The 21,823-nt window shown below is 44.5% G+C and carries 22 protein-coding genes; 4 read left to right on the top strand and 18 right to left on the bottom strand.

The features are described 5' to 3' along the window. Nucleotides 1-252: 252 nt before the first annotated feature. Both ACXAER_RS17080 and ACXAER_RS17075 read right to left on the bottom strand, forming a co-directional pair. Complete coding sequence (locus ACXAER_RS17080; RefSeq protein WP_474831273.1) at nucleotides 253-459, bottom strand: hypothetical protein; 207 nt, start codon at nucleotides 457-459, stop codon at nucleotides 253-255. A gap of 70 nt (nucleotides 460-529) precedes the next feature. After that, the gene (locus tag ACXAER_RS17075) at nucleotides 530-895 is read right to left on the bottom strand and encodes a DUF4870 domain-containing protein (RefSeq protein WP_474831272.1); all 366 of its coding nucleotides are present in this window, start codon (nucleotides 893-895) and stop codon (nucleotides 530-532) included. A gap of 354 nt (nucleotides 896-1,249) precedes the next feature. On the opposite strand from ACXAER_RS17075, the gene ACXAER_RS17070 reads away from it, so the two are divergent. The 3 genes from ACXAER_RS17070 to ACXAER_RS17060 all read left to right on the top strand — a co-directional run bounded on the left by ACXAER_RS17070 (nucleotide 1,250) and on the right by ACXAER_RS17060 (nucleotide 7,012). Then, a complete protein-coding gene (locus ACXAER_RS17070; protein WP_474831271.1) occupies nucleotides 1,250-3,070 on the top strand; it encodes a M2 family metallopeptidase in 1,821 nt (606 codons plus the stop codon). A gap of 158 nt (nucleotides 3,071-3,228) precedes the next feature. Continuing rightward, nucleotides 3,229-6,183: a ligand-binding sensor domain-containing diguanylate cyclase gene (locus ACXAER_RS17065; protein ID WP_474831270.1), complete on the top strand. Its 2,955-nt coding sequence runs from the start codon at nucleotides 3,229-3,231 to the stop codon at nucleotides 6,181-6,183. Nucleotides 6,184-6,379: 196 nt separating this feature from the next. After that, complete coding sequence (locus ACXAER_RS17060; protein WP_474831269.1) at nucleotides 6,380-7,012, top strand: SDR family oxidoreductase; 633 nt, start codon at nucleotides 6,380-6,382, stop codon at nucleotides 7,010-7,012. A 178-nt stretch (nucleotides 7,013-7,190) separates the two neighbouring features. Here the strand turns inward: ACXAER_RS17060 and ACXAER_RS17055 are convergent, their stop codons facing one another. From ACXAER_RS17055 to yceD, 14 genes are all read right to left on the bottom strand, one after another. Beyond that, nucleotides 7,191-7,748, bottom strand: coding sequence for a pyridoxamine 5'-phosphate oxidase family protein (locus ACXAER_RS17055; RefSeq protein ID WP_474831268.1), 558 nt, complete (start codon nucleotides 7,746-7,748; stop codon nucleotides 7,191-7,193). 35 nt (nucleotides 7,749-7,783) lie between these two features. Next, nucleotides 7,784-8,566, bottom strand: coding sequence for a TatD family hydrolase (locus ACXAER_RS17050; RefSeq protein WP_474831267.1), 783 nt, complete (start codon nucleotides 8,564-8,566; stop codon nucleotides 7,784-7,786). 60 nt (nucleotides 8,567-8,626) lie between these two features. Further along, on the bottom strand, nucleotides 8,627-9,514 hold the full coding sequence (gene holB, locus ACXAER_RS17045) for a DNA polymerase III subunit delta' (RefSeq protein WP_474831266.1): 888 nt from the start codon (nucleotides 9,512-9,514) through the stop codon (nucleotides 8,627-8,629). After that, the gene (gene tmk, locus ACXAER_RS17040; RefSeq protein ID WP_014979118.1) at nucleotides 9,514-10,188 is read right to left on the bottom strand and encodes a dTMP kinase; all 675 of its coding nucleotides are present in this window, start codon (nucleotides 10,186-10,188) and stop codon (nucleotides 9,514-9,516) included. The genes holB and tmk overlap by 1 nt, the downstream gene beginning before the upstream one ends. 59 nt (nucleotides 10,189-10,247) lie before the next feature. Next, entirely contained in the window at nucleotides 10,248-11,267 is a 1,020-nt protein-coding gene (gene mltG, locus ACXAER_RS17035; RefSeq protein ID WP_474831265.1) for an endolytic transglycosylase MltG, read from the bottom strand. A 113-nt stretch (nucleotides 11,268-11,380) separates the two neighbouring features. Beyond that, nucleotides 11,381-12,232: an aminodeoxychorismate lyase gene (gene pabC / locus ACXAER_RS17030; protein ID WP_474831264.1), complete on the bottom strand. Its 852-nt coding sequence runs from the start codon at nucleotides 12,230-12,232 to the stop codon at nucleotides 11,381-11,383. A gap of 273 nt (nucleotides 12,233-12,505) precedes the next feature. Continuing rightward, complete coding sequence (gene fabF, locus ACXAER_RS17025; protein WP_474831263.1) at nucleotides 12,506-13,744, bottom strand: beta-ketoacyl-ACP synthase II; 1,239 nt, start codon at nucleotides 13,742-13,744, stop codon at nucleotides 12,506-12,508. Between the two features lie 80 nt (nucleotides 13,745-13,824). Beyond that, the gene (gene acpP / locus ACXAER_RS17020; RefSeq protein WP_012518211.1) at nucleotides 13,825-14,064 is read right to left on the bottom strand and encodes an acyl carrier protein; all 240 of its coding nucleotides are present in this window, start codon (nucleotides 14,062-14,064) and stop codon (nucleotides 13,825-13,827) included. A gap of 199 nt (nucleotides 14,065-14,263) precedes the next feature. After that, complete coding sequence (fabG, locus tag ACXAER_RS17015; protein ID WP_474831262.1) at nucleotides 14,264-15,004, bottom strand: 3-oxoacyl-ACP reductase FabG; 741 nt, start codon at nucleotides 15,002-15,004, stop codon at nucleotides 14,264-14,266. 9 nt (nucleotides 15,005-15,013) lie between these two features. After that, nucleotides 15,014-15,943: an ACP S-malonyltransferase gene (gene fabD, locus ACXAER_RS17010; RefSeq protein ID WP_076012705.1), complete on the bottom strand. Its 930-nt coding sequence runs from the start codon at nucleotides 15,941-15,943 to the stop codon at nucleotides 15,014-15,016. Nucleotides 15,944-16,015: 72 nt separating this feature from the next. Further along, nucleotides 16,016-16,981, bottom strand: a complete 966-nt coding sequence (locus ACXAER_RS17005; RefSeq protein WP_474831261.1) for a beta-ketoacyl-ACP synthase III — start codon at nucleotides 16,979-16,981, stop codon at nucleotides 16,016-16,018. Next, complete coding sequence (gene plsX / locus ACXAER_RS17000; RefSeq protein WP_269916416.1) at nucleotides 16,978-18,003, bottom strand: phosphate acyltransferase PlsX; 1,026 nt, start codon at nucleotides 18,001-18,003, stop codon at nucleotides 16,978-16,980. The genes ACXAER_RS17005 and plsX overlap by 4 nt, the downstream gene beginning before the upstream one ends. A gap of 15 nt (nucleotides 18,004-18,018) precedes the next feature. Then, nucleotides 18,019-18,189, bottom strand: coding sequence for a 50S ribosomal protein L32 (rpmF, locus tag ACXAER_RS16995; protein WP_012518206.1), 171 nt, complete (start codon nucleotides 18,187-18,189; stop codon nucleotides 18,019-18,021). Nucleotides 18,190-18,192: 3 nt separating this feature from the next. Beyond that, nucleotides 18,193-18,726 (bottom strand): 23S rRNA accumulation protein YceD, encoded by a 534-nt coding sequence (yceD, locus tag ACXAER_RS16990; protein WP_049588743.1) that lies wholly within the window; start codon nucleotides 18,724-18,726, stop codon nucleotides 18,193-18,195. Nucleotides 18,727-18,879: 153 nt separating this feature from the next. On the opposite strand from yceD, the gene ACXAER_RS16985 reads away from it, so the two are divergent. Then, nucleotides 18,880-19,500, top strand: coding sequence for a Maf family protein (locus ACXAER_RS16985; RefSeq protein WP_474831260.1), 621 nt, complete (start codon nucleotides 18,880-18,882; stop codon nucleotides 19,498-19,500). A gap of 51 nt (nucleotides 19,501-19,551) precedes the next feature. Here ACXAER_RS16985 and ACXAER_RS16980 read toward each other — a convergent pair whose 3' ends face one another. Both ACXAER_RS16980 and rluC read right to left on the bottom strand, forming a co-directional pair. Continuing rightward, nucleotides 19,552-20,259 carry an HAD-IA family hydrolase gene (locus ACXAER_RS16980; protein ID WP_474831259.1) on the bottom strand — a complete coding sequence of 236 codons (708 nt, stop codon included), beginning with the start codon at nucleotides 20,257-20,259 and terminating at the stop codon, nucleotides 19,552-19,554. A 3-nt stretch (nucleotides 20,260-20,262) separates the two neighbouring features. Then, nucleotides 20,263-21,204 carry a 23S rRNA pseudouridine(955/2504/2580) synthase RluC gene (gene rluC, locus ACXAER_RS16975; RefSeq protein ID WP_474831288.1) on the bottom strand — a complete coding sequence of 314 codons (942 nt, stop codon included), beginning with the start codon at nucleotides 21,202-21,204 and terminating at the stop codon, nucleotides 20,263-20,265. Nucleotides 21,205-21,823 lie beyond the last annotated feature (619 nt).

The raw sequence follows: 21,823 nt of genomic DNA, 5'->3' as shown, positions 1-21,823 counted from the left end.
CGCCTTCATCCCAATTACTTAAGAAGCAGCGCCAGAATAAACCGCTAGCACTAAGCACAGTGAAGCGCGGTAGCAGTACTTCGCTTAAAAGCGCCAAACAGTTGAAAAGCCAGTACCTTATTCACAGCGCACTGCCGAGTGATCGATTTAGTGCGAAGTAATTCCTAGTCTAGAACCCGGCACTCAGCTTACCTTCCAACAAAATCGCTCCACGATAACGCCTTGGTCATAGCGCCTTTATAATAACGCAAACTAAATGACATTAGCGACATTTAAGCCCATTATACTAATTATGTATAGCGCGACACCATTTTGAAAACTATCGTTAAGCTTAACACCGGTAGAAAAAGTCACAAGAAAAGAGGTAAGCATGCTATTAAAACCAAAACATATCGCGTTATTGCTTACGTTGGCCATTGCAGTGTCTGCTATGGGATAGGTACGAAGACGTTTCAACATTGAAACGTCCTTCATAAGCAGTTTTTAATCGCAGTTCTTTCTTGCTTGAAGCAACATGTTATTTGTGAGATTAACGTTTGAAGAACTCAAAACTTAGCGGATAGGTCCACAGCTCTCCTTTATTTGCTTTAACCGCTGCCACAATAGCAAAGACGAAATTCATCAGACCTAGAACGATAAAGCCCAGCGCTCCTATAATTATTAACGTCAATACAAAACAAATAACCGAGTATATAAGCAAGCTTATCAACCAATTCGCAGTCACCCTGCCGTGCTGGTTGATGTCTTCGTTCTGATCTTTGTGAGCAATCCATAGCACGATAGGCAATATGACCCCCAAACCAGGTATAACGAAGCTGGATAATTGAGAAACATGAATAAGCGTGCAATAGCTTCGAGCGTTTAAACCCCAATAGAGTGGTTCTTCCGTTGACATAACTTTTCCTTTCTATTTAGTTGGTGCTATCTGATAAATATAAGCATCTATTGTTTTGCTGCAGCCTAGCTTAACTGGAACAATTACTTTTTCGTATTGCTCATCTTCAAAATCATAATTTTGCGCATTATTAGGTTTTTAATTTCATGAGAGGCCGTCTCGATATTAAAGGCTCATCATTACTTTCCCAGAGCACGTTTTTGTACTCTGTCTATTATGCCTTGCACTACAAGGCTTCATGCATATGCGAACATCAAATTTGTTTTACAAAAGCTGCGCAGCATTACACAATGCTACCGCATGTCTATGTGAACATCGATTCACTTTAAAATCAAAATAATTAAAGGACAAAATATGCTCAATCATAAACGTACTCTTATAGCAGCATTAGTAAGCGTTTCGCTTATGGGATGTGGCGAAAGTACACCACAGACAGAAACTAAACCAGAACTCACAGCGCAAGATGCCAAACAGTTTTTAACACAGGCGCAAAATGACATTGCGAAAATGCAAGTTCCTGCCGCGCACGCAGAGTGGAGCTACGCTACGAACATCAATTTCGACACAGCAGCAGTCAGTGCTTATTTTAACGAAGTACTTTCAACGAAAGTGGCTAAGCTAGCGAAAGAAGCGGCGAAGTTTAACGATGTAGAAGTAGATACCGACACTCGCAGACAGCTTGACCTACTTAAAAACAGTTTAACAATGCCTCCGCCGGCAGATGCACAAAAAGCTGAGCGTCTTGCAAAAATTGGTTCTGATTTAAGTGCCATGTACGGCTCTGGTGAGTATTGCAGCGAAGATGGTACGTGTAAAAGCCTGGTCGAAATGAGCGCTGAAATGGCAACCCTACGCGATGCCGATAAATTGTTAGAGTATTGGACAGGCTGGCGTGAAGTATCTAAACCCATGGCACCACTTTATGCCGAACAAGTAGCACTTGCCAATGAAGGTGCTGCAGAACTAGGCTTCGAAAACGTCAGCGCTTTGTGGCGTGGCAAATATGACATGCCAGCTGATGAATTTCCGAAAGAGTTAGATCGTCTATGGACGCAAGTAGAGCCCTTTTACGAGTCACTTCATTGTCATGTTCGAGCAAAGCTTGGTGAACATTACGGCGAAGATGTGGTACCACAAGACAAACCAATCCCAGCGCATTTGTTAGGTAACATGTGGGCGCAGTCGTGGGGGAATATTTACGATATCGTTAAACCTCAGCAAGAAATGAAAGTGCCTGATGTTACAAGCGCATTAGCTAAACAAGGGTATGACGAAATCGCCATGGTTAAACAAGCAGAGTCATTTTTCTCATCGCTTGGCTTTGAAGAACTTCCAGATACCTTTTGGGAACGTTCTATGTTTCAAAAGCCAGACGGCCGTGACGTACAGTGTCATGCTTCTGCATGGGATTTAGACGATAAAGACGACCTTCGTATTAAGATGTGTATCCAGAAAACGGGGGAAGAATTTAACGTTATTCACCATGAGTTGGGTCACAACTACTATCAACGCGCTTATAAAGACCAGCCGCTTCTTTATCGTGGTTCAGCCAATGACGGGTTCCACGAAGCCATTGGTGACACTATAGCACTATCCATAACGCCTAAGTATCTGAAGCAAATTGACTTAATTGATGAGATCCCAGACGCATCAAACGATATCGGCATGCTGATGCAGGTAGCGCTTGATAAGATAGCCTTTATTCCCTTTGGCTTGATGGTAGACCAGTGGCGCTGGAAAGTGATGTCAGGTGAAGTAACACCTGAACAATACAACCAGCTTTGGTGGGAATTGAGAGAAAAGTATCAAGGCGTCATGGCGCCAGTGGAGCGCGGCACCAATTCATTTGATCCGGGTGCAAAATACCACGTTCCAGCCAACGTGCCCTACACGCGTTATTTCTTGGCGCATATTCTTCAATTTCAATTCCACAAAGCACTGTGTGACATTGCAGGAGATGAGGGTCCATTAAATCGCTGCTCTATTTATGGAAGCGAAGAGGCTGGTAAAGCATTAAATGAAATGTTGGAAATGGGCATGAGCCAACCGTGGCAAAATGCATTAGAGACATTGACAGGCTCACCGCAAATGGACGCCAGTACCATTGCCGATTACTTTGCGCCGCTAAAAACATGGCTTGATGAACAAAACGCATCCCGCCAGTGTGGCTGGTAACTCGCTTTGGTACTTAAATCACAACACAGTTGTGAACATTTTTAATAGACAAAGCCCCCCACGGGGCTTTTTCTAAACAAATTAAACTTTTGTTCTATTGAAAGTTCCCTGAATTAGCGTAGTTTTTAGACATGAATTATTTTTAATGTTGCCACTATATGCGCGGTCCCTCAGCGTACCTATTCCCTATCTTCGCTTTATTGGCTAGCTTTAATTTTGTCGCAAGAGCTGAAATAGGTGCCCCAGCCTTTCACACGTTTGATATGGAAAGCGGTATCACCCACGTTACTGTTTCTGATATCGCGGAAGATAAAAACGGTTTTCTTTGGCTAGCATCACAGTCGGGCATTGATAAATTCGATGGTTATACCTTTAGAAATTTTGGAATGTGGGACAACGATAAGTCTACAGGTCTACAAACACTAAGTGCTCTTCAGTTAGAAGCAAGCGTAGACGGCCAACATATTTGGGTTGGCACCTTTAGCGGTCTGAGTCGATTAAATGTAGACACTGAAAAATTTATGCATTACGCACTCCCTGTTTCATCACCTTTTGACAAACAGGTCATCAACAGGCTGAAAACCACACACGACGGCACGCTGTGGATAATATCTGAACGAAACTTGTATCGGTACTATGAAAAAAACGACAGTATCGAGCTCGTCAGTTACCTTCCCGATACAACGAGCACACTCACTGATATAGAGCTAATCGGCAATAGTCTATACGTTACCTCCACCTCTGGTCTTTATAAGCTCGATACGATAAAAAATTCATTGGTACTTGCTGCTTATGAAGGTGTTAACTTTTCCAGACTGATCGCTGCAGAGCGGTCACGACTCTGGTTGGGCACCTCTACTCATGGTATCTGCCTGTTTAATCTCAATATCGAGCCCGAGCCAATAACTGAACAATGTACGAGTGAAATACAAGGGTTGTCAGACAATTCGGTAACGGATATTTTACTACAGCGAAATGGCGATTTATGGGTTGCGACAGAACGAGGTTTAAACCTTTTAAAAGCCCACAGCCCTTATACAGTATTACACTTCCCAATTAGTGACAAAGACTCAGGAGACGAGCGCGTCTCAAGCCTATATCAAACTAAATCAGGCCTTGTCGTAGTGGGTACAAAGGACGATGGCTTTGCCATAAGTAACCCCGAACTAAGCAACTTTTATACGACTGAAGTCGGTGGTGGCCGGATAATTGGATCTATGGCCTCGTTTAAAGAGAATAAAGTATGGGTGGCGAATGAAAAAGGTCTATGGGTTTACAATACAGTTAATAAGACCTATCAAGGACCTTTCACTTCAAATCACGCACAAAAAACTGACAGTCAAGCTAGTGATAAACTCACCAGTATTTTTTATGATTCAAAGAGCGATACGCTTTGGGTGACGACTCGCAGCGGACTTGCAAAGTTAAACCGGGAAACAAACCGCCTCGAAATTGAGGCGTTACAAGGTAAGTCTGGCTACAGCATTAACATGGACAACCAAGGCGATATTTGGTTCGGCGGATATAGCGATGGTGTTTTCGTGTATCGCCCTTCCGAGGGACGGATTATAAAGCAATGGCCTCTTTCACTTACTACTCGTATTGTTATTGAAAATGAAGAAAGTGCATGGCTCAGCACTGTAACAGGGCTACATTTGGCTAATAAGCTCACTGGTGAATTAAAAAGTATTAGTGATTACACCGACAAAATTACAGACAGTACGGTAGTAACGTGGGTTTCGCGTTCTGAGCGCGGTGGCTATTGGGTCGGGACGCAAGCTGATGGCTTGTATTTTGTCACCAAAAATAATGATGACTTATCAACCATAAAAGTGACACAAATTAAGCCAGAGAGTAGGTTGAGCAAAGTATCAATCGGGGCAATTGTTGAAGATGATGAGTACGGGCTGTGGATTTCAACTATAGAGGGAATAACTTATCTAGCGCCTGATCTTTCGACACTTTATCACTATGGCGCAGAAAATGGCGCCCTTTCCAAGGGTTACTATATCGGCTCTGTTGCCACAACCCCAAATAACACTATTCTTTTTGGCGGTGCAGAGGGGCTCACGCAGTTCGTTCCGTCAGAAGTTGCAAACGTTAAATGGTCGCCTGCTGTTCACCTGACAAAGGTAGAGACAGTAAGTCGAGACGAACAAAATGGTACTAGCGTGCAGCAACGCCTTAACTTAGGAGAGAAGATAGAACTCACTCATAATAACATTGCCCTTTCCATTGAGTTCGCAGCCACAGATTTTATGAATGCTAATGAACTGCGCTATGCATACAAGCTCGTTGATTTCGAAAATAACTGGCGATTTACTGATTTTAAGACGCGAGTGGCAACCTATACAAATCTAGAGCCTGGGCGATACCGTTTTACGGTAAAAGCTATAAATCAGGAGAATGTATGGAGTAGCGACGAAGCTCAACTTGAAGTTATAGTGATTCCTCCTTGGTGGGACGAGCCTATTTGGCGAGGCGCATTAGTTTTAAGTATTCTCTTCATCATCTCTTCAGTAATCTGGCTACGAATTTCGACGTTGAAAAAACGCTCTGCTGAACTGGCCCTTAAGGTAGAGGAAAAAACACGAGATCTTGAAGCAATGATAGAAAAACTTACGCAATTATCGACTCAAGACTCGTTAACTGAGCTGAAAAATAGACGATATTTCACACAGAGAGCCAACGCAGAGTGGCAAGAATTTAAACGCCATAGTCGTACCTTTTCCTTGCTTATTGTGGATATAGACTTTTTCAAGAATATAAACGATGAATACGGCCATCATGTTGGCGATGAGGTGTTGGTAAAAATAGCCAAAACCTTGGAAAAAAACCTTCGAGAAAGCGATGTCATTGCACGCTGGGGCGGAGAAGAATTTTTGATATTGTTACCGTCACTCAATGTACAAGAGGCCTATTGGGTAGCAGAAAAGTTACGTAAGTGTGTTTCGGAGCAAACTATTGAAAGCTCTCCCCACTCTATCAAGGTAACCATAACGTGTGGCGTTGCAGACATCAAAGATTACGATAGCGTAGATGCATGTATTCACGCCGTTGATAAAAAGCTGTATGAGGGGAAAGAGTCTGGTCGAAACGCCGTTGTGAAATAACGATAACATGCCGGCAACATGCTGTGCCCCTATCCACAAGGTCTTGACTAACTCAATCTGGCTTTTTTGCGTTTACTCTTTTATGCAGTCAATCTCTTTAACATGCAATCCACCGTAGTTATTGATCACTTGTTGCGTTTGCTTCTTATAAAACTTTGTAACGACAAACATTTTTAATTGCAAGGAGGATAACATTATGGCTTACGTATTAGTGATTGGCGCTTCAGGACAAATCGGTAAACAAGCCACCGTAAAGCTCTTAGATGCAGGGCACAAGGTTTTAGCTCCTGTAAGAAGTCCACAGAAACTTTCTGATATACAAAGTAGCAACCTTACCGTGGTTGAGCAGGATTTAGAAAAAGACTTCTCGGCACATTTCGAAGGCGTAGATGTCGCTGTGTTTACAGCCGGTTCGGGAGGAAATACAGGGGCAGATAAGACGTTAATGATAGACCTATGGGCCGCTCGCAATGCGGTTAACTACGCAAAGGCTGCAGGTACACCCAAGTTTGTAATGGTAAGCTCTATCGGTGCTGGCGATCCTGACTCCGTTGAATCAGCCATAAAGCCTTACTTAGTTGCGAAACACATGGCAGACGAGCATTTAATTAATAGTGGCTTACATTATACCATCCTCCGCCCAGGTACCTTATTAAATGAACCAGGTAATCACCTTGTCCGCACAGATATGCCCAGCAATAAAGATGATGCTGTTATACCGAGGGAAGACGTAGCTACAGCCATTGTGGAAAGCGTTGCAAAAGAAGGAACTGAAAACGTAATTACTCACCTGTTCAAAGGCGAAACACCGATCTCTCAGGTTTTATAAACTGTATAAATAATGTAAAGCCCCCTTGTACTCTTGCAAGTTTAACAACGAAGAGCAAGAGGGCTTCAAATATGTGCCTAAGACACATTAATCGAGCGTCTAATCTTAACCACAGGTTTGAAGCATATTTAAGCTTGGAGTTTTCATTCAATTTGCTAGGAAAACGTTGATTTTTTGTCTAGGGAATCAACGACTGACTCATCCAATTGGCATTGCCGTCTTTTTGGTGCCACTCTCGGCTTTGAGGGTTACCTCTCAAATTCAGGTAATCTACGCTATCAATAGCAAGCATGATCACACAGAAATGAGGTGGTACTACACCAAAATCCCCTTCAACCTGTAGTGCCGAACCATCGTTTCTTGGTGTGCCGGGCTCGCCCCATAAGAACTGCTTTTTGCCTGCATCTGACAATTTATTCCAGTGCTGAGTAACTAAGTCAGCATCTTGATGTAACGTTATTATTGTTGCAGTACAAGAGAAGCGATATTGCTCCCTAGTTTTAGAGAAATACCAACACACCTGAGAGTGAGGATTCTGGCCAAGCTGGTCATATTTATCTGAGCGAGTGTCAGAAATAACCACCAGTTGGTTGTCGTCGGTGATCCCTCTAAAAACCACGGTACGGCAGTACGGTACACCACTACCGTCCACAGTAGCTAACTGAAAGTAACGACTCTCTGGCATACTGCGGGTTTGGTGAAGACTCTTTGTCAATCCTTGTCGCCACTGGGGCATGCCCACCTCCTATTATAAACCAACCGCTATTTTCGTTACGCTGCTTTTTTCCTATCAGCTAAAGAAAATAAGGTGTAAAAATTGCGCGTAGTAATATTGGCAAGCTCTTTAACCGATACACCTTTAAGCTCTGCAATGAACTCAGCCACTTCCACTACATAGCCTGGTTGGTTTTGCTTACCGCGATGAGGGACTGGTGCAAGCCAAGGCGAGTCAGTCTCAATTAGCAACCGCTCTAAAGGTATAGCTCTCACGACTTCACGTAATTCATCAGCGGAATTAAAAGTCACAATGCCAGAAATCGAAATGTAAAAATCCATCTCTATAGCCGCCTGGGCCATCTCCAATGACTCAGTAAAACAATGTAAAACGCCTTTGGTATGCTCTGCTTTGTATTCACGGAGTAAGTTGATGGTATCTTCTCTCGCATCCCGCGTGTGGATAATAAGTGGCTTGTTGGTCTCGTTAGCCACCTTAATATGGTCTATAAAAGAGGTAAGCTGAATATCTTTACTTTCCGGGCTGTAAAAATAGTCCAGCCCTGTCTCTCCTATCGCAACAACTTCTTCACGCTGCGCCTTCTCTAGCAGTTCTTCATAACTGCACGCTTCATCTTGATGCAACGGATGCACACCACAAGAAACTGAAACGTCATCAAATTGGCTAACAGCGTCTAACATGCTGTCGTAATCACCAACAGATACGCACACACAAAGGAAGTGTTCAACACCTCGGGTTCTTGCGAAATTTAAGGTTTCAGCCAGCTCTTCTGGCCCTTGTTTAAGTCGGTCTAAATGACAATGAGAATCTACGAACAAACTACACCTGTATAAAAAATTGCTTTCAGACAAAAGGAACAAAAAGACTGTATTTGTCTGCTAACGTTGAAACTGCTTTAACAACCCAAACAGCACCATCGATTTATTTACCCCAGCATGCTCGAGCGTTTTTACTGCCTCTACACACGCTACATAGCGTTCAAAGTCGACGGCCTGCTGACGTTTCATGTATTCGTCATGGGCCATTTGTTGGCACCACAATGCGATTTGCTGCGCATTACCCTGCCATTTATTTGCAAGTGCTTGCGCCTGCATATTCGCATCACCTGCTAAAAGTGCCTGCATGCCATCACTAAAATCGCGATAACTAATACCTTCGTCACCAGAGAGTGCCTCTTCTACGCGAAGAGGGGCATAGCCATAAGCTGCCAGTAACGCTTCGCTTGAATCTTCTACGCCCTTAGCGTTTAAGTAGTTCAAACTGTCTGACACTGACGGGAGCGAGAGTATCTGCCGTTCACATCGACTTAATATGGTCGGCATAATTTTATTGATACTGTCAGTGAGCAGCAGCAAGAAGGTATTATTTGTGGGTTCTTCCAAGGTTTTCAACAGTGCATTAGCCGCCGCTTCCGTCATGGTATCGGCACGAGGGATCAACAACACTTTATTGCCCCCCATTTGCGCAGTACCGGAAAGCTTGGCTATGCCTTCACGAATCTTATCCACACCTAACTGCTTTTCACTTTCTAATACATGAAAGTCTGGGTGGTTTCCAGCTTGCCTTAAATGGCAACTTTGACACTGTTCACATGGCCCATTTATGCTTGGCTGCTTACACAATAGCGCATTGCTTAACCCTAACGCGAGTTGGTATTTTCCAATTCCCTTTGGCCCTGTCAGCAATAAACCATGGTGTAGTTTCTTTGCCATATATCGCGACAGTAACGTCGAGAACGTTGTAGAAAACCAAGGCATTACTTGCATTAGCCTTTCCCCTGCTGGCTTTCGTTTCGAGCAATGTTACTGCTTTCGCTACTTGTGTTCGTCACATAGTCATTGATAATCGCAATCACGTCTTGATGAACCTTTTCCATAGGCTGCATTGCACTAACCACGACAATAGATTCATCTTGCTTAGCAAGAGACAAGTATTTTGCACGAGTTCGTTCGAAAAAGGCGAGCCCCGCTTGTTCAATGCGGTCAAGCTCCCCTCGCCCGCGGGCGCGCTCTAGTCCAACCGCAGGCTCGACATCCAGGTATAGAGTTAAATCTGGCTTAAACCCTTTAAGGGCGATATCGCTGATGGCCGACATTGTTTTTCCACTGACGCCCCGACCACCGCCTTGATAGGCTTGAGATGACAGGTCGTGTCTGTCACCTACCACCCACGCACCAGCATCAAGTGAAGGTAAGATTTTATTGGTAAGTAATTGCACACGAGCCGCATACATAAGAAGTAGTTCAGTCTCCTCACTCACGGTCTCATCCCAGTCGTGTTTTACACATTCTCGAATGGCTTCTGCCATCGGTGTGCCGCCTGGCTCACGAGTTTGCTCAACGCGCTTTCCTGCCCCTTTCAATGCTTGAACAATCAGCCCAATCACTGAGCTTTTTCCTGCCCCTTCAAGGCCTTCAACTACAATAAACTTTCCGCGCATTACTTTTTAAACTCTGTTTTTATTTAGCTATAACGTATCGGTTGTCTGCATCAATACGGCTATCGTTTTAACTGGTATTTTCGCACAGCTGCATTGTGTTCAGCTAGTGTCGTAGAAAATTGATGGCTGCCATCGCCCTTCGCCACAAAATAGAGTGCATCCGTTGTCAGTGGGTGCAACGCAGCGTGAATGGCGGCCTTGCCTGCCATCGCGATAGGCGTAGGTGGGAGCCCTTTAATAACATAGGTATTGTAAGGCGTTGCTGTTCGCAAGTGCTTACGAGTAATGTTTCCGTCAAACGTAGGACCGATACCATAAATCACGGTGGGATCAGTTTGAAGACGCATATTTCTGTTTAGCCTATTGACGAAAACGCCTGAAATCATGTCTCGTTCCGCAGGCACAGCCGTTTCTTTTTCAATGATACTCGCCAAGATAAGAGCCTCGTAAGGTGTGGCTAACGGCAGTTCGGCATCCCGTAACTCCCATTCGCTAGAGACAAAGTCAATTAGCGCGCGGTGTGCTCTTTTCAATAACGCGCTTGCGGTTGTGCCTTTGGTAAAGAAATACGTATCAGCCAAATATACGCCCTCTGTCTGCGAAACGTTTTCGCAACACCAATCTACGCCATTATCCTGAGTGAGCTGGTTTAATTTCCCTTCGTTTAAATCAAACACCAAATCTGTGTTTTGTTTAAGCGCCTCAAGCCACTGTGCAAGGGTTAGCCCTTCAACTAAACTCACTGCAAACAGATGCTCATCGCCCTCAGTAAACAAGGTAAACACATCTACTAGTGACTGCCCTGGGCGCAGCATGTAGGTGCCAGACTTAACAGACGTACTGCCTGCGAAGAATTTGAGCCACACCTTCGCAACAAAGGGCGACACATCGGTCATGCCTATTTTACGCAAGTGTTTCACGGTACGATAAGCGTTACTGCCGCTCTCTATCGTAAATAAGATTTCACTTTTTAATGCTAGTTCATCGGTAACCTTGCTCGAGACATACATTACGCCAGAGGCTGCCCCAACAACGGCAAGCATGACAAGAGATAATAGAATAACAATTACCCGCTTCATGCTTGAACTTCCCCTTTTTTCATTGCTCTACATTCCATTTTGTTTCTTTTTATTACTAATCTGGTGAAGCTCGTAAAACGTTGACGAACCCTGTTGTAAGAAGTGCGTTTTAGTTAATTTTTAAGCGCAGTCTGAAGCCGTGTCTTTAGCGCTACAATCGCATCGCTTTTTGTATCAAAATCGACATAAGAGAAATCCGGCATTCGTATTTGCTGTACCGGCATAACGCCCATTAGTGCATTGGTAATTACCACTGCACTCGTTTTTCGCAAATAAGAAAGGTCATATTCCCCCACGTGAAGCGAACAATTGTCGTTTAACAGCGAATCAATAAGGCACTGCCTGACTACGCCATTGACACCGCTTCCTTTCAAAGACGGGGTATACCATTGTTCATTGAGGTAGAAAAATACATTGCCAGCACTCGCTTCAATAATGTTATCTTGGGTATCGCAAACAATAGCATCGTGTGCGCCAGCATCGTCTACTTCGTGCTTAACTAAGACTTGTTCTAGCCTGTTCATATGCTTTACACCCGCAAGCAATGGTTGAATGGCTAGCTTAGTTTGAGCACATATAAGCGTCATCCCGTCATCAGCAAGACTATCGTAATGACTCGGGTATGGATGCTGACTGAATCTTACTAATGCTTCACTCTCTTTACTTCGCGCATAGCCTCTACCCGCCTGACCACCAGAAACGTGAACTTTTAATACATATTTAGTTGATGCGTTGTCTTCTGAAGCTTTCTTTATCGCCTTAACTTGTTCTGCAATTGCGGCTTCGAGGATATCTATATCGATATCTAGTTTGATGGCAGCTGTATCGTGCTCTAAACGTGAAAGATGATAAGGCAATAATTCTACTTTGTGTTCGTTCACCATCAGTGTAGTAAACACACCGTCTCCGTAATTAAACGCCCTATCACTGGGTGAAATAGGCGTAGCGCTGGGAATAATTATCACTGCCTACTCTTGTTCGCCGTTACTATCTTTGATGGGAGTATACCAACTTGAATTGGTCAAACAACTTATAGCTACGACCATTTAGTTGGCCGCCAATGAATAATAACAGCCTGCATAGATAATAACTAACTTAGCGAGAGTTAAAATATTCGTAATCGCGGCGTGTTACCGCAGGTATAATGGTTCTGCTTGGTCACATAAACAAAAAAAGGCAACCGAAGCTGCCTTTTAAATGCGAGTAAAACTCGCGAGAATTATGTTAGCTAGAGTGCGCTATATGCGCTTAAATATCAATGAGCCGTTCGTACCGCCAAACCCGAATGAGTTACACAGTGCGTAGTCTTCACTGAATGCTTTCGCTTTGTGTGCAACAAAGTCTAAGTCACAGCCTTCACCTGGTTCATCCAAATTAATGGTTGGCGGCGCCATTTTGTCACGCAGTGCCAAAATAGTGAAAATTGCCTCAACCGAACCGGCCGCACCCAGTAAGTGACCAGTCATTGACTTGGTAGAGCTAACAAGTAATTTGTGAGCATGATCGTTAAATACACGTTTTACCGCAGCCACTTCTGCAATGTCACCGGCAGGCGTAGACGTACCGTGAGCGTTAACATAGCCAATTTCGCTTGCATCCATCTTCGCGTCGTTTATTGCGTTTTGCATAGATGCGGCCGCGCCTTCACCATCTTCAGGTGGAGATGTCATGTGGTACGCGTCGCCACTCATACCAAAACCAACTAGCTCAGCGTAGATAGTAGCACCACGTGCCTTAGCTGCTTCGTATTCTTCCAGCATTACCACGCCAGCGCCCTCACCCATAACAAAACCATCGCGGTCCTTATCCCATGGGCGGCTTGCTGCTTGTGGGTTGTCGTTGCGAGATGACAACGCACGAGCTGCGGCAAAGCCTGCCATACCTAGCGGAGTAATAGATGCTTCTGCGCCTCCGGCCAGCATGGCATCAGCATCGCCATAAGCAATAGTTCTTGCGGCAATACCAATGTTATGAACCCCTGTTGTACAAGCAGTCACAACGTTTAAATTCGGTCCTTTCAACCCTTCCATGATAGACAAAAAGCCTGAAATCATGTTGGTAATGGTTGAAGGTACAAAGAACGGCGATACGCGCTTAGGTCCACTATTTGTCAGTTTTAAATGGTTTTGTTCAATTTGTTCTAAACCACCAATACCTGAACCAATGGCTACACCTACGCGATGCGCATTATCTTGTGAAACAGTTAAACCAGAATCGACCAAAGCTTGCTTGCCTGCTGCAATACCCAATTGGATAAAGCGGTCCATTTTCTTGGTTTCTTTCTTTTCAATGTATTCCTGCGGATCAAAATCGTTAATTTGACCTGCGAAACGGGTTGAATAGTTACTACAATCGAAATGGGTGATTTCACCAATGCCGCTTTCGCCCGCGAGCAGTTTGCGCCATGTGTCTTCGCTATTAAGACCTAATGGTGAAAGCATTCCAAGACCAGTAACCACTACGCGACGTTTTGTCACAAAAAGCCCTCGCTTTGGAACTAAGGTAGGAGATACAAAAACGGCTCTGTAAGAAGAGCCGCTTTGTCGCTACTTAAGACTTAAGCGTCTTTGTTAGCGTTGATGTAGTCAATTGCAGACTGAACAGTAGTAATTTTTTCTGCTTCTTCGTCAGGAATTTCAGTGTCGAATTCTTCTTCCAAAGCCATTACTAGCTCAACAGTGTCAAGTGAATCAGCGCCTAAATCGTCAACGAATGAAGCTTCTGCTTTTACTTCTTCTTCTTTCACGCCAAGTTGTTCAACGATGATTTTCTTAACGCGTTCTTCAATGTTACTCATAATTCTAGGTTTCCCTTAAACGTCACTAGATAATAAAAGTGCCGCTAGTTTATTTTGCAAGGTGCATCCTTGCAAGCACCAGTTTAAACAAATTTTCTGGTCAAACCAGCGACATTCGAAATTCGTAAAATACTATTTTTACATCCAAGTTCGGGTAAATACCACCCCAAACTAAGGAAAATTCGCAAATTTTGCGAATTTACCCCATATACATACCACCATTTACATGGATAGTTTCGCCTGTAATATAGGCTGCACCATCGCTTACTAAAAAGGCAACAGTGGCTGCAATTTCATCAGGCGCACCCAAACGGTTAGCCGGAATATCTTTGAAAATGGCTTCTTTTTGGTCATCGGTTAGCGCTTTTGTCATATCGGTATCGATAAAACCAGGCGCCACAACGTTGATGGTGATACCGCGAGAAGCTACTTCACGAGCCATTGATTTAGAAAAACCAATAACCCCTGCTTTCGCTGCAGCATAGTTCGCCTGACCAGCGTTACCCGCACTACCCACTACAGAACCGATATTTACAATGCGACCACAACGCTTCTTCATCATACCGCGAAGTACCGCTTTTGACAGTGTGAAAATTGAAGTTAAGTTGGTGTCGATAATGTCCTGCCACTCGTCATCTTTCATGCGCATTAGCAGATTATCACGTGTGATACCTGCATTATTGACCAATATATCGATGCTACCAAAAGCTTCGTTAATTGCTTTTAATGTTGTATCTACACTTTCTTTGTCGGTGACATTAAGCGCAAAACCCTTGCCGCCGAATTCAGAAAGATAATCGCTGATCGCTTGCGCACCATTTTCACTGGTTGCCGTTCCGATAACTGTAGCACCTTGCTGAGCAAGCTGCGTGGCAATCGCTTTGCCTATACCTCGGCTTGCGCCGGTAACAAGCGCAATTTTACCGTCTAATTGACTCATTGCGTTTCCTTATTGTTTTAATGCTTCAACACCATCAGGTGTATTAACTGCAAGAGATTCAAGACTCTTGTCGATACGTTTGTTCAATCCAGTAAGTACTTTACCTGGACCTACTTCAATAACGCGCTCAACGCCCGCAGCCGCCAAGTATTCAACAGTACGCGTCCATTGAACGGGGCAATATAGTTGTCTCACTAATGCGTTCTTGATTGCATCACCTTGGGTTTCAATAGTGACATCAACATTATTCACGATATTGATTGCAGGCTCATTAACGTTCAATGACGATAACGCGTCTTCTAACTTATCTGCTGCAGGACGCATTAACTCGCAGTGTGAAGGAACGCTTACCGCAAGAGGAAGTGCGCGCTTTGCGCCCGCTTCTTTACATGCATTAGCGGCTTGCTCTGCTGCATTCTTTTCCCCTGCAATAACCACTTGGCCTGGAGAGTTAAAGTTTACCGGCGCAACCACATCGCCCGTAGCGATAGCGGTTTGCTGGCAGATATCAGCAATGGCAGCGTCGTCTAATCCGATAATGGCATACATGGCACCCGCACCTGCTGGTACAGCTTCTTGCATGTATTTGCCGCGGGCTTCCACAAGTTTGATAGCATCAGCAAAATCCATGGCGCCGCCACATACTAATGCTGAGTACTCACCAAGGCTGTGGCCCGCTAGGTAATCTACGTCTATGCCCTGCTCGCGAATAACACGCCAAATTGCAACACTCGCTGCAAGCAACGCTGGCTGAGTGATATGGGTTTCGTTAAGTTTACCGTCTGCATCGTTTTGGACTAAATCCCACAGGTCGTATCCAAGTGCGTCAGAGGCTTCTTTAAACGTTGCTTCGATAATAGGAGAAGTCTCAGCAAGTTCCTTTAACATGCCCACACTTTGAGAACCTTGTCCTGGAAATACACAGGCTGTCTTTGTCATGTCGATTCCTTATTATTTTTAGTTTACTAGAAACGAGAATACGTCGAAGTTAAAATTCATCATCGCGTAAGGCTAATAGCGTACAAGCGCCGATGCCCAAGCAAATCCGCCTCCGAATGCTTCTAGTAATAAATGCTGTCCGCGTTGTATGCGTCCATCTCTGATAGCGGTATCAAGCGCTGTTGGCACGGTAGCAGCAGAGGTATTGCCATACTGTTCTAACGTAAGCACAACTTGGTCAAGAGACATATTTAGCTTTTTAGCTGTCGCTTTAATAATTCTAAAGTTTGCTTGGTGAGGCACTAACCAGTCAAGATCAGATTTTTGCATACCGTTGGCAGCAAGGGTTTGTTCAACCACTTCTGAAAGCTTGGTTACCGCAACTTTAAAGACTTCGTTGCCGCGCATCACACCCCAATTTTCGTGAACTGACTGCTCATCACCACGGGTTGGATTGCCTACGTATAACAAGTCGCCGTATGAACCTGCTGCATGAATATGTGTAGATAAAATACCAGGTTCATCACTGGCTTCTATGATAGTCGCGCCTGCAGCATCGCCAAACAGAATAACCATGGTTCTGTCTTCTGGGTCTATCAATCGGCTTAGGCAGTCGGTTCCGATTACAAGAATGCGTTTAGCCATTCCCGATTTAATGTACTGATCGGCCACACTCAATGCATAACAATAGCCTGCACACGCAGCAGCCACGTCAAATGCCGGAATGCCGTCTAAATCAAGAATACGTTGAATTTCACATGCTGTGCTTGGAAGCGCATAGCGACCACTTGTGGTAGCGCACACAATCATGTCGATAGATTTTGGGTCGATGCCCGCCATTTCTATGGCTTTTTTACTGGCTTCTGCACCCATGGTAGCAGCGGTTTCATCTGCTCCAATAATACGTCGCTCTTTTATCCCGGTACGGTCAGTGATCCATTCGTCACTGGTGTCCACCATTTGCTCTAAATCTGCGTTTGTACGCACGTCGCTGGGATAATAGCTACCTGTTCCTATAAGGCGTGAATATTTGCTCAAAGCTGCTCCAACAATACCGTTTCTATCTTAGTCTTTATCTTCTCAGGTAAATGCATTTTTGCTTCTTTCATTGCTTGCACGATGGCGTAATAAAAGGCATCTTTTTGTGCATTTCCATGACTCTTGATAACAATGCCGCGCAATCCTATCAGACTCGCACCGTTATACTGGTCGGGGTTCACGCTGTTATAGATAGATTTCAGTAATGGGAAGGCAATTTTTGCCAATAATCGGGTATAAAAGTTCTTCTGTGACTGGCGTTTTACTTCGTTTATCACTAACTTAGCCAGCCCTTCGCTCGATTTAAGCGCTACATTTCCGGTAAAACCGTCTGTTACCACTACATCGGCATGATCGGTGAAAATGTCGTCGCCTTCCACATAACCAATATAGTTTATGCCTGGCGCATCTTTGAAAAGCTGGTCGGCAGATTTCACCTGCGCGTTGCCTTTAATATCTTCTTCGCCCACGTTCAATAAGGCAACCCGTGGCGATGCTATGCCCGCCACCTCTTGCGCAAGCACTGAACCCATAACACCGTATTGGAAAAGTATTTCAGGCGTGCAGTTTACGTTAGCGCCTAAATCTAAAAGAAAAACATTATGGTGCCCTGTTGTCGGCATCATATTAATAAGCGCGGGCCTATCAATGCCTGACAAGGTTTTGAGTAAGTAGAAAGACAAGGTAAGTAGTGCACCGGTATTACCTGCACTTACGCACGCGTCTGCTTCACCGCTCTCAACGAGTTCGATAACGCGACGCATAGAAGAGTCTTTTTTATTTCGTAGCGCTGATGTAGGCGCTTCGCCCATTTCAACCACTTGTGAGCAATGCTTTATGGTAACGCGGTTGCGCTCAACATTGGTAAGGGGTTGCAAGCTCGAATTGATAATTTTTTCGTCACCGCACAATGTGAAATGCACATCGGGATGAAGTTGGATAGCCTTTACGGCTGCGGAAAGGATAACAGGGGGACCATGATCGCCCCCCATGATATCTAACGCGATGGTTAGTTTAGACAAAATGTAGTCGCCGTATTACGCGCCGATTACTTTCTTGCCTTTATAATAACCGTCAGCGGTCACGTGGTGACGACGGTGAGTTTCGCCCGACGTTGAATCGACAGACAAAGTCGCGCCTGTCAATGCATCGTGAGAGCGACGCATACCGCGCTTAGAACGCGTTTTACGATTTTGTTGTACTGCCATAACTTACTCCTGGTCTCGCTTAAGTTCTTTCAAAACCGCGAAAGGGTTTTGTCGCTCTTGTTCCGGTTCAATCTTTCCAAACGACATATCGTCCTGCTTCACTGTACACTCCGACTCTGCATGAAGGGGCACAATTGGCAAAGATAACAGTAGCTCGTCTTCAAAAATCTGAAGCAGATTAACTTCTCCGTGGTCGTTGACCTCTACCGGTTCGTAAGCCTCGGGAATGATGTCATCGCTTTCCTGTTCGTCTCCCTGCACTGGAGTAAAACAGAATTCCGCTTCCACGGGATAATCGAGTTCACCATTACACCTTTGACAGATAAGTGTTACCTGCGTGGCTAAGTGGCCGTGAAAGACAGTAAGACCCTGCGCGTCTTTTTCGAACTGTACTTCTGCGTCCACATAGTCATTGCATCGGACAACTGCTTCACTCAATCGTTCCATATCCTTAGACGCAATCACGCCCCGGTAATCGGAACGTTTCATGGCACTTTTAGTCGGTTCAACCGAATGAGGGAGTTTCACTTTCTGCATAGGGCGCGCATGATATAGGGTCAACCCCTTCCTGTCAAAGCAAAATTGCGTTTTAACCTACAATAAAACGCTGTATGTGGTGCGCAGTGATAATGTAACATTGTACTACTAACTGAAAGTACGCAACATATTGATTTTATAAAAGGAGTAATTGTGGCCTCCCTTGTTCTTGCCTCATCATCGCAATACCGAAAAATGTTGCTCGCCAACATTGGTATTCAGGTAGACACCCACGCACCAGATATTGACGAAACGCCCTTTGCGAACGAAAGCCCTACTGCATTGAGTTTGCGTTTGGCCGAACAAAAGGCGCACAAGGTTGCCGCTGAATTAGAAAAGGCAAATAACGACACCATTATTATAGGTAGTGATCAAGTAGCTTTGGTCCAAAACGATGCGGGCCCGCAGCTACTTGGCAAGCCTGGTACGTTTGAAAATGCAGTAAACCAGCTAATGGCATGCCAAGGTAAGCAAGTGTCATTTTATACTGCACTTTGCCTTCACCAACCTAGTACCAATAAAACGGTAACTCAGGTAGATGAAACACGCGTTTTCTTTCGCCATAACAGTGAAACTGCCATTCGCGCCTATGTAGATAAAGAGCAACCACTTGATTGCGCCGGCAGTTTTAAAAGCGAAGGTTTGGGTGTACTGCTGTTTGACAAAATAGAGAGCCGCGACCCTAACAGTCTAATAGGCCTTCCTATAATGCTGCTAAATGAACTACTGGGCGCCCACTTCAATGTCGACTTATTAGCAGTGGCAGCCCAGTGAGCCACTAATTCAGTCTGAAAAGCGCTGCCAAAGCAGTTCCAAGAAACAGCGCTATTTAAATAGCGCTGTTTCTAGTTCACTTATTGAGTGTACAAGTGCCACAGGTGACAACGCTTCTAAATGAACCTGAGCATGAACACCGTAAGACACCCCTATTCTATCCATTCCAATGGTTTTAGCCATTTGCATGTCATAGGTTGTGTCACCTATCATCACGGCATCTTCAATTTCAAAGCCGAGCTCATCGAGAATCTGCAACAGCATATCCGGCGATGGTTTTGATTCTGCCTCGTCAGCAGTGCGCGACGTACTGAAAAAAACGCCCGTTTCTGTTTGTAACCAAGCTCGGTCAAGTCCGCGGCGTGCTTTGCCTGTCGCCACGGCTAATGTACATCCTGCTTTTTTTAAAGTATTCAGTAACTGCTCAACGCCATCAAACAACGGACACGGCGTTGTATCACGGGTAACAAACGCATCTTTATATGCTGCGACTAAACGTTCAGCTAACGCATCATCTTCAATTTTAAAAAGCTGCTTTATGGCGGGCTTTAAACTTATGCCAATAATGTGGCCTACTTCGTCGTACGTAGGAACAGGCATATCGCACTGCTTGGCGGCAAGCTGCATGCAGCTAACAATTTTTGCCGCCGAATCCATGAGCGTGCCATCCCAGTCAAAGATAACAAGTTTGTACTTAGGCAGCTTTTCATTTAATGAAGTGAAAGGCTGTGCTGCCACAGCCTGATTCTTTGAGTGCATAAATTACAGCGCTTTTAGTGTATTTGAGAGTGTATTGTCTAAGGGTGCAGTAAAGGTCACTCGCTCTTCAGTCGCTGGGTGCAGCAGTGAAATACTGCGAGCGTGAAGGAACAGTCTGTTCAGCCCTTTTTGGCGCATTGATGCATCAAAATCCGCATCACCGTACTTAGGGTCGCAAGCAATAGGATGACCGGCGTGCAAACAGTGAACGCGAATTTGGTGAGTCCTACCTGTGATAGGCGATGCCTCAACTAAGGTCGCCCCTGCGTATTCTTCTAATATGCGATAGCGAGTTTCTGACGGTTTACCGTCATCACTTACACTTACCATGCGCTCGCCCGATTGGAGTACATTCTTACGAAGTGGTGCTTTTACTTTAAATCGGTTTTTAGGCCATTCACCTGCAACCAGCGCATTGTATCGCTTGTCCATTTTGCCAGTACGAAGCTGCTCATGCATATGGCGAAGTGCAGAACGCTTCTTAGCGATCAAAATACAGCCAGAGGTATCGCGGTCGAGTCTATGTACCAGTTCCATAAACTTGGCATCGGGGCGCAAGGATCTTAAGCCCTCAATTAAACCAAAGCTTAAACCACTGCCACCATGAACTGCCATTCCAGAGGGCTTGTTTATAACAAGTATGCGATCGTCTTCGAATAGAATGTGCGACTCAAGCGCTGCAATTTTATCGAGTTTAGGCGATGGCGCCGGTGCGCCTTCCGACACACGAACAGGTGGAATTCTGACTAAATCGTCGGCTTGTAGTTTGTATTCAGGTTTCACACGGCCTTTGTTCACTCGCACTTCACCTTTGCGTAAAATGCGATAGATCATACTTTTAGGCACGCCTTTTAACTGCGTACGCAAAAAGTTATCGACTCGTTGACCAGCCAAGTCGGCTTCAACCGTTACAAAACGTACTTTTTTGGGGGCTTCTTCTTTCATGCGCAGAGTATACCTCATTGGTATTTCTCTGGGCTAATTGAAAGTGATAAATAATTGAAAAAAGCATTTATCGACGCAATTTTAACCAAAGGCAATTTTTTGCTACTCGTCTGCGCTCAGTACACAGCCTACTTATTGAGATATACACAATTTATTCACTTGCTTTCCTTGCTAAATTTGCAGTTTTGGTGCGATAATTAACGACGTTTTTTGAACGGTAATATTCACAATTTAGTTTTTGATAGTAAGTGGTAAAAAAACGCCCTTTCAGAAACGTGAAACTCAGCGTTATAAAAACAACAAACGAGAACGAGATAGCAATCTATAAAGAACGACGATGCTACTCACACTTGTAAAACGAAAAAGTATGGCGTTCGCGTTGGTAGCATCCGCAATGAAAAAATATTTTTCAGACCAACCAAGCTAGAGAGGCAACGACTACACTGCCGTGATAAAGCAACCGCCATTGCTTGCGAACATAAAATAAGTTTGCCGTTAACTAACAGAATTAAATGACTAGCGAGCATATAAAAATGCTCGTAAAAAAGAATACAGTAATAAGGGCTAGTCGCTCCCGACATCCTTAAAGCAGTGTGGCCATTGCAATTCGCTTGCGATT

This window comes from Alteromonas sp. AWJ4_199 (assembly GCF_056159165.1).
Note: the sequence above shows the minus strand (reverse complement) of the source record. Positions and strands in the feature narration are given on the sequence as shown.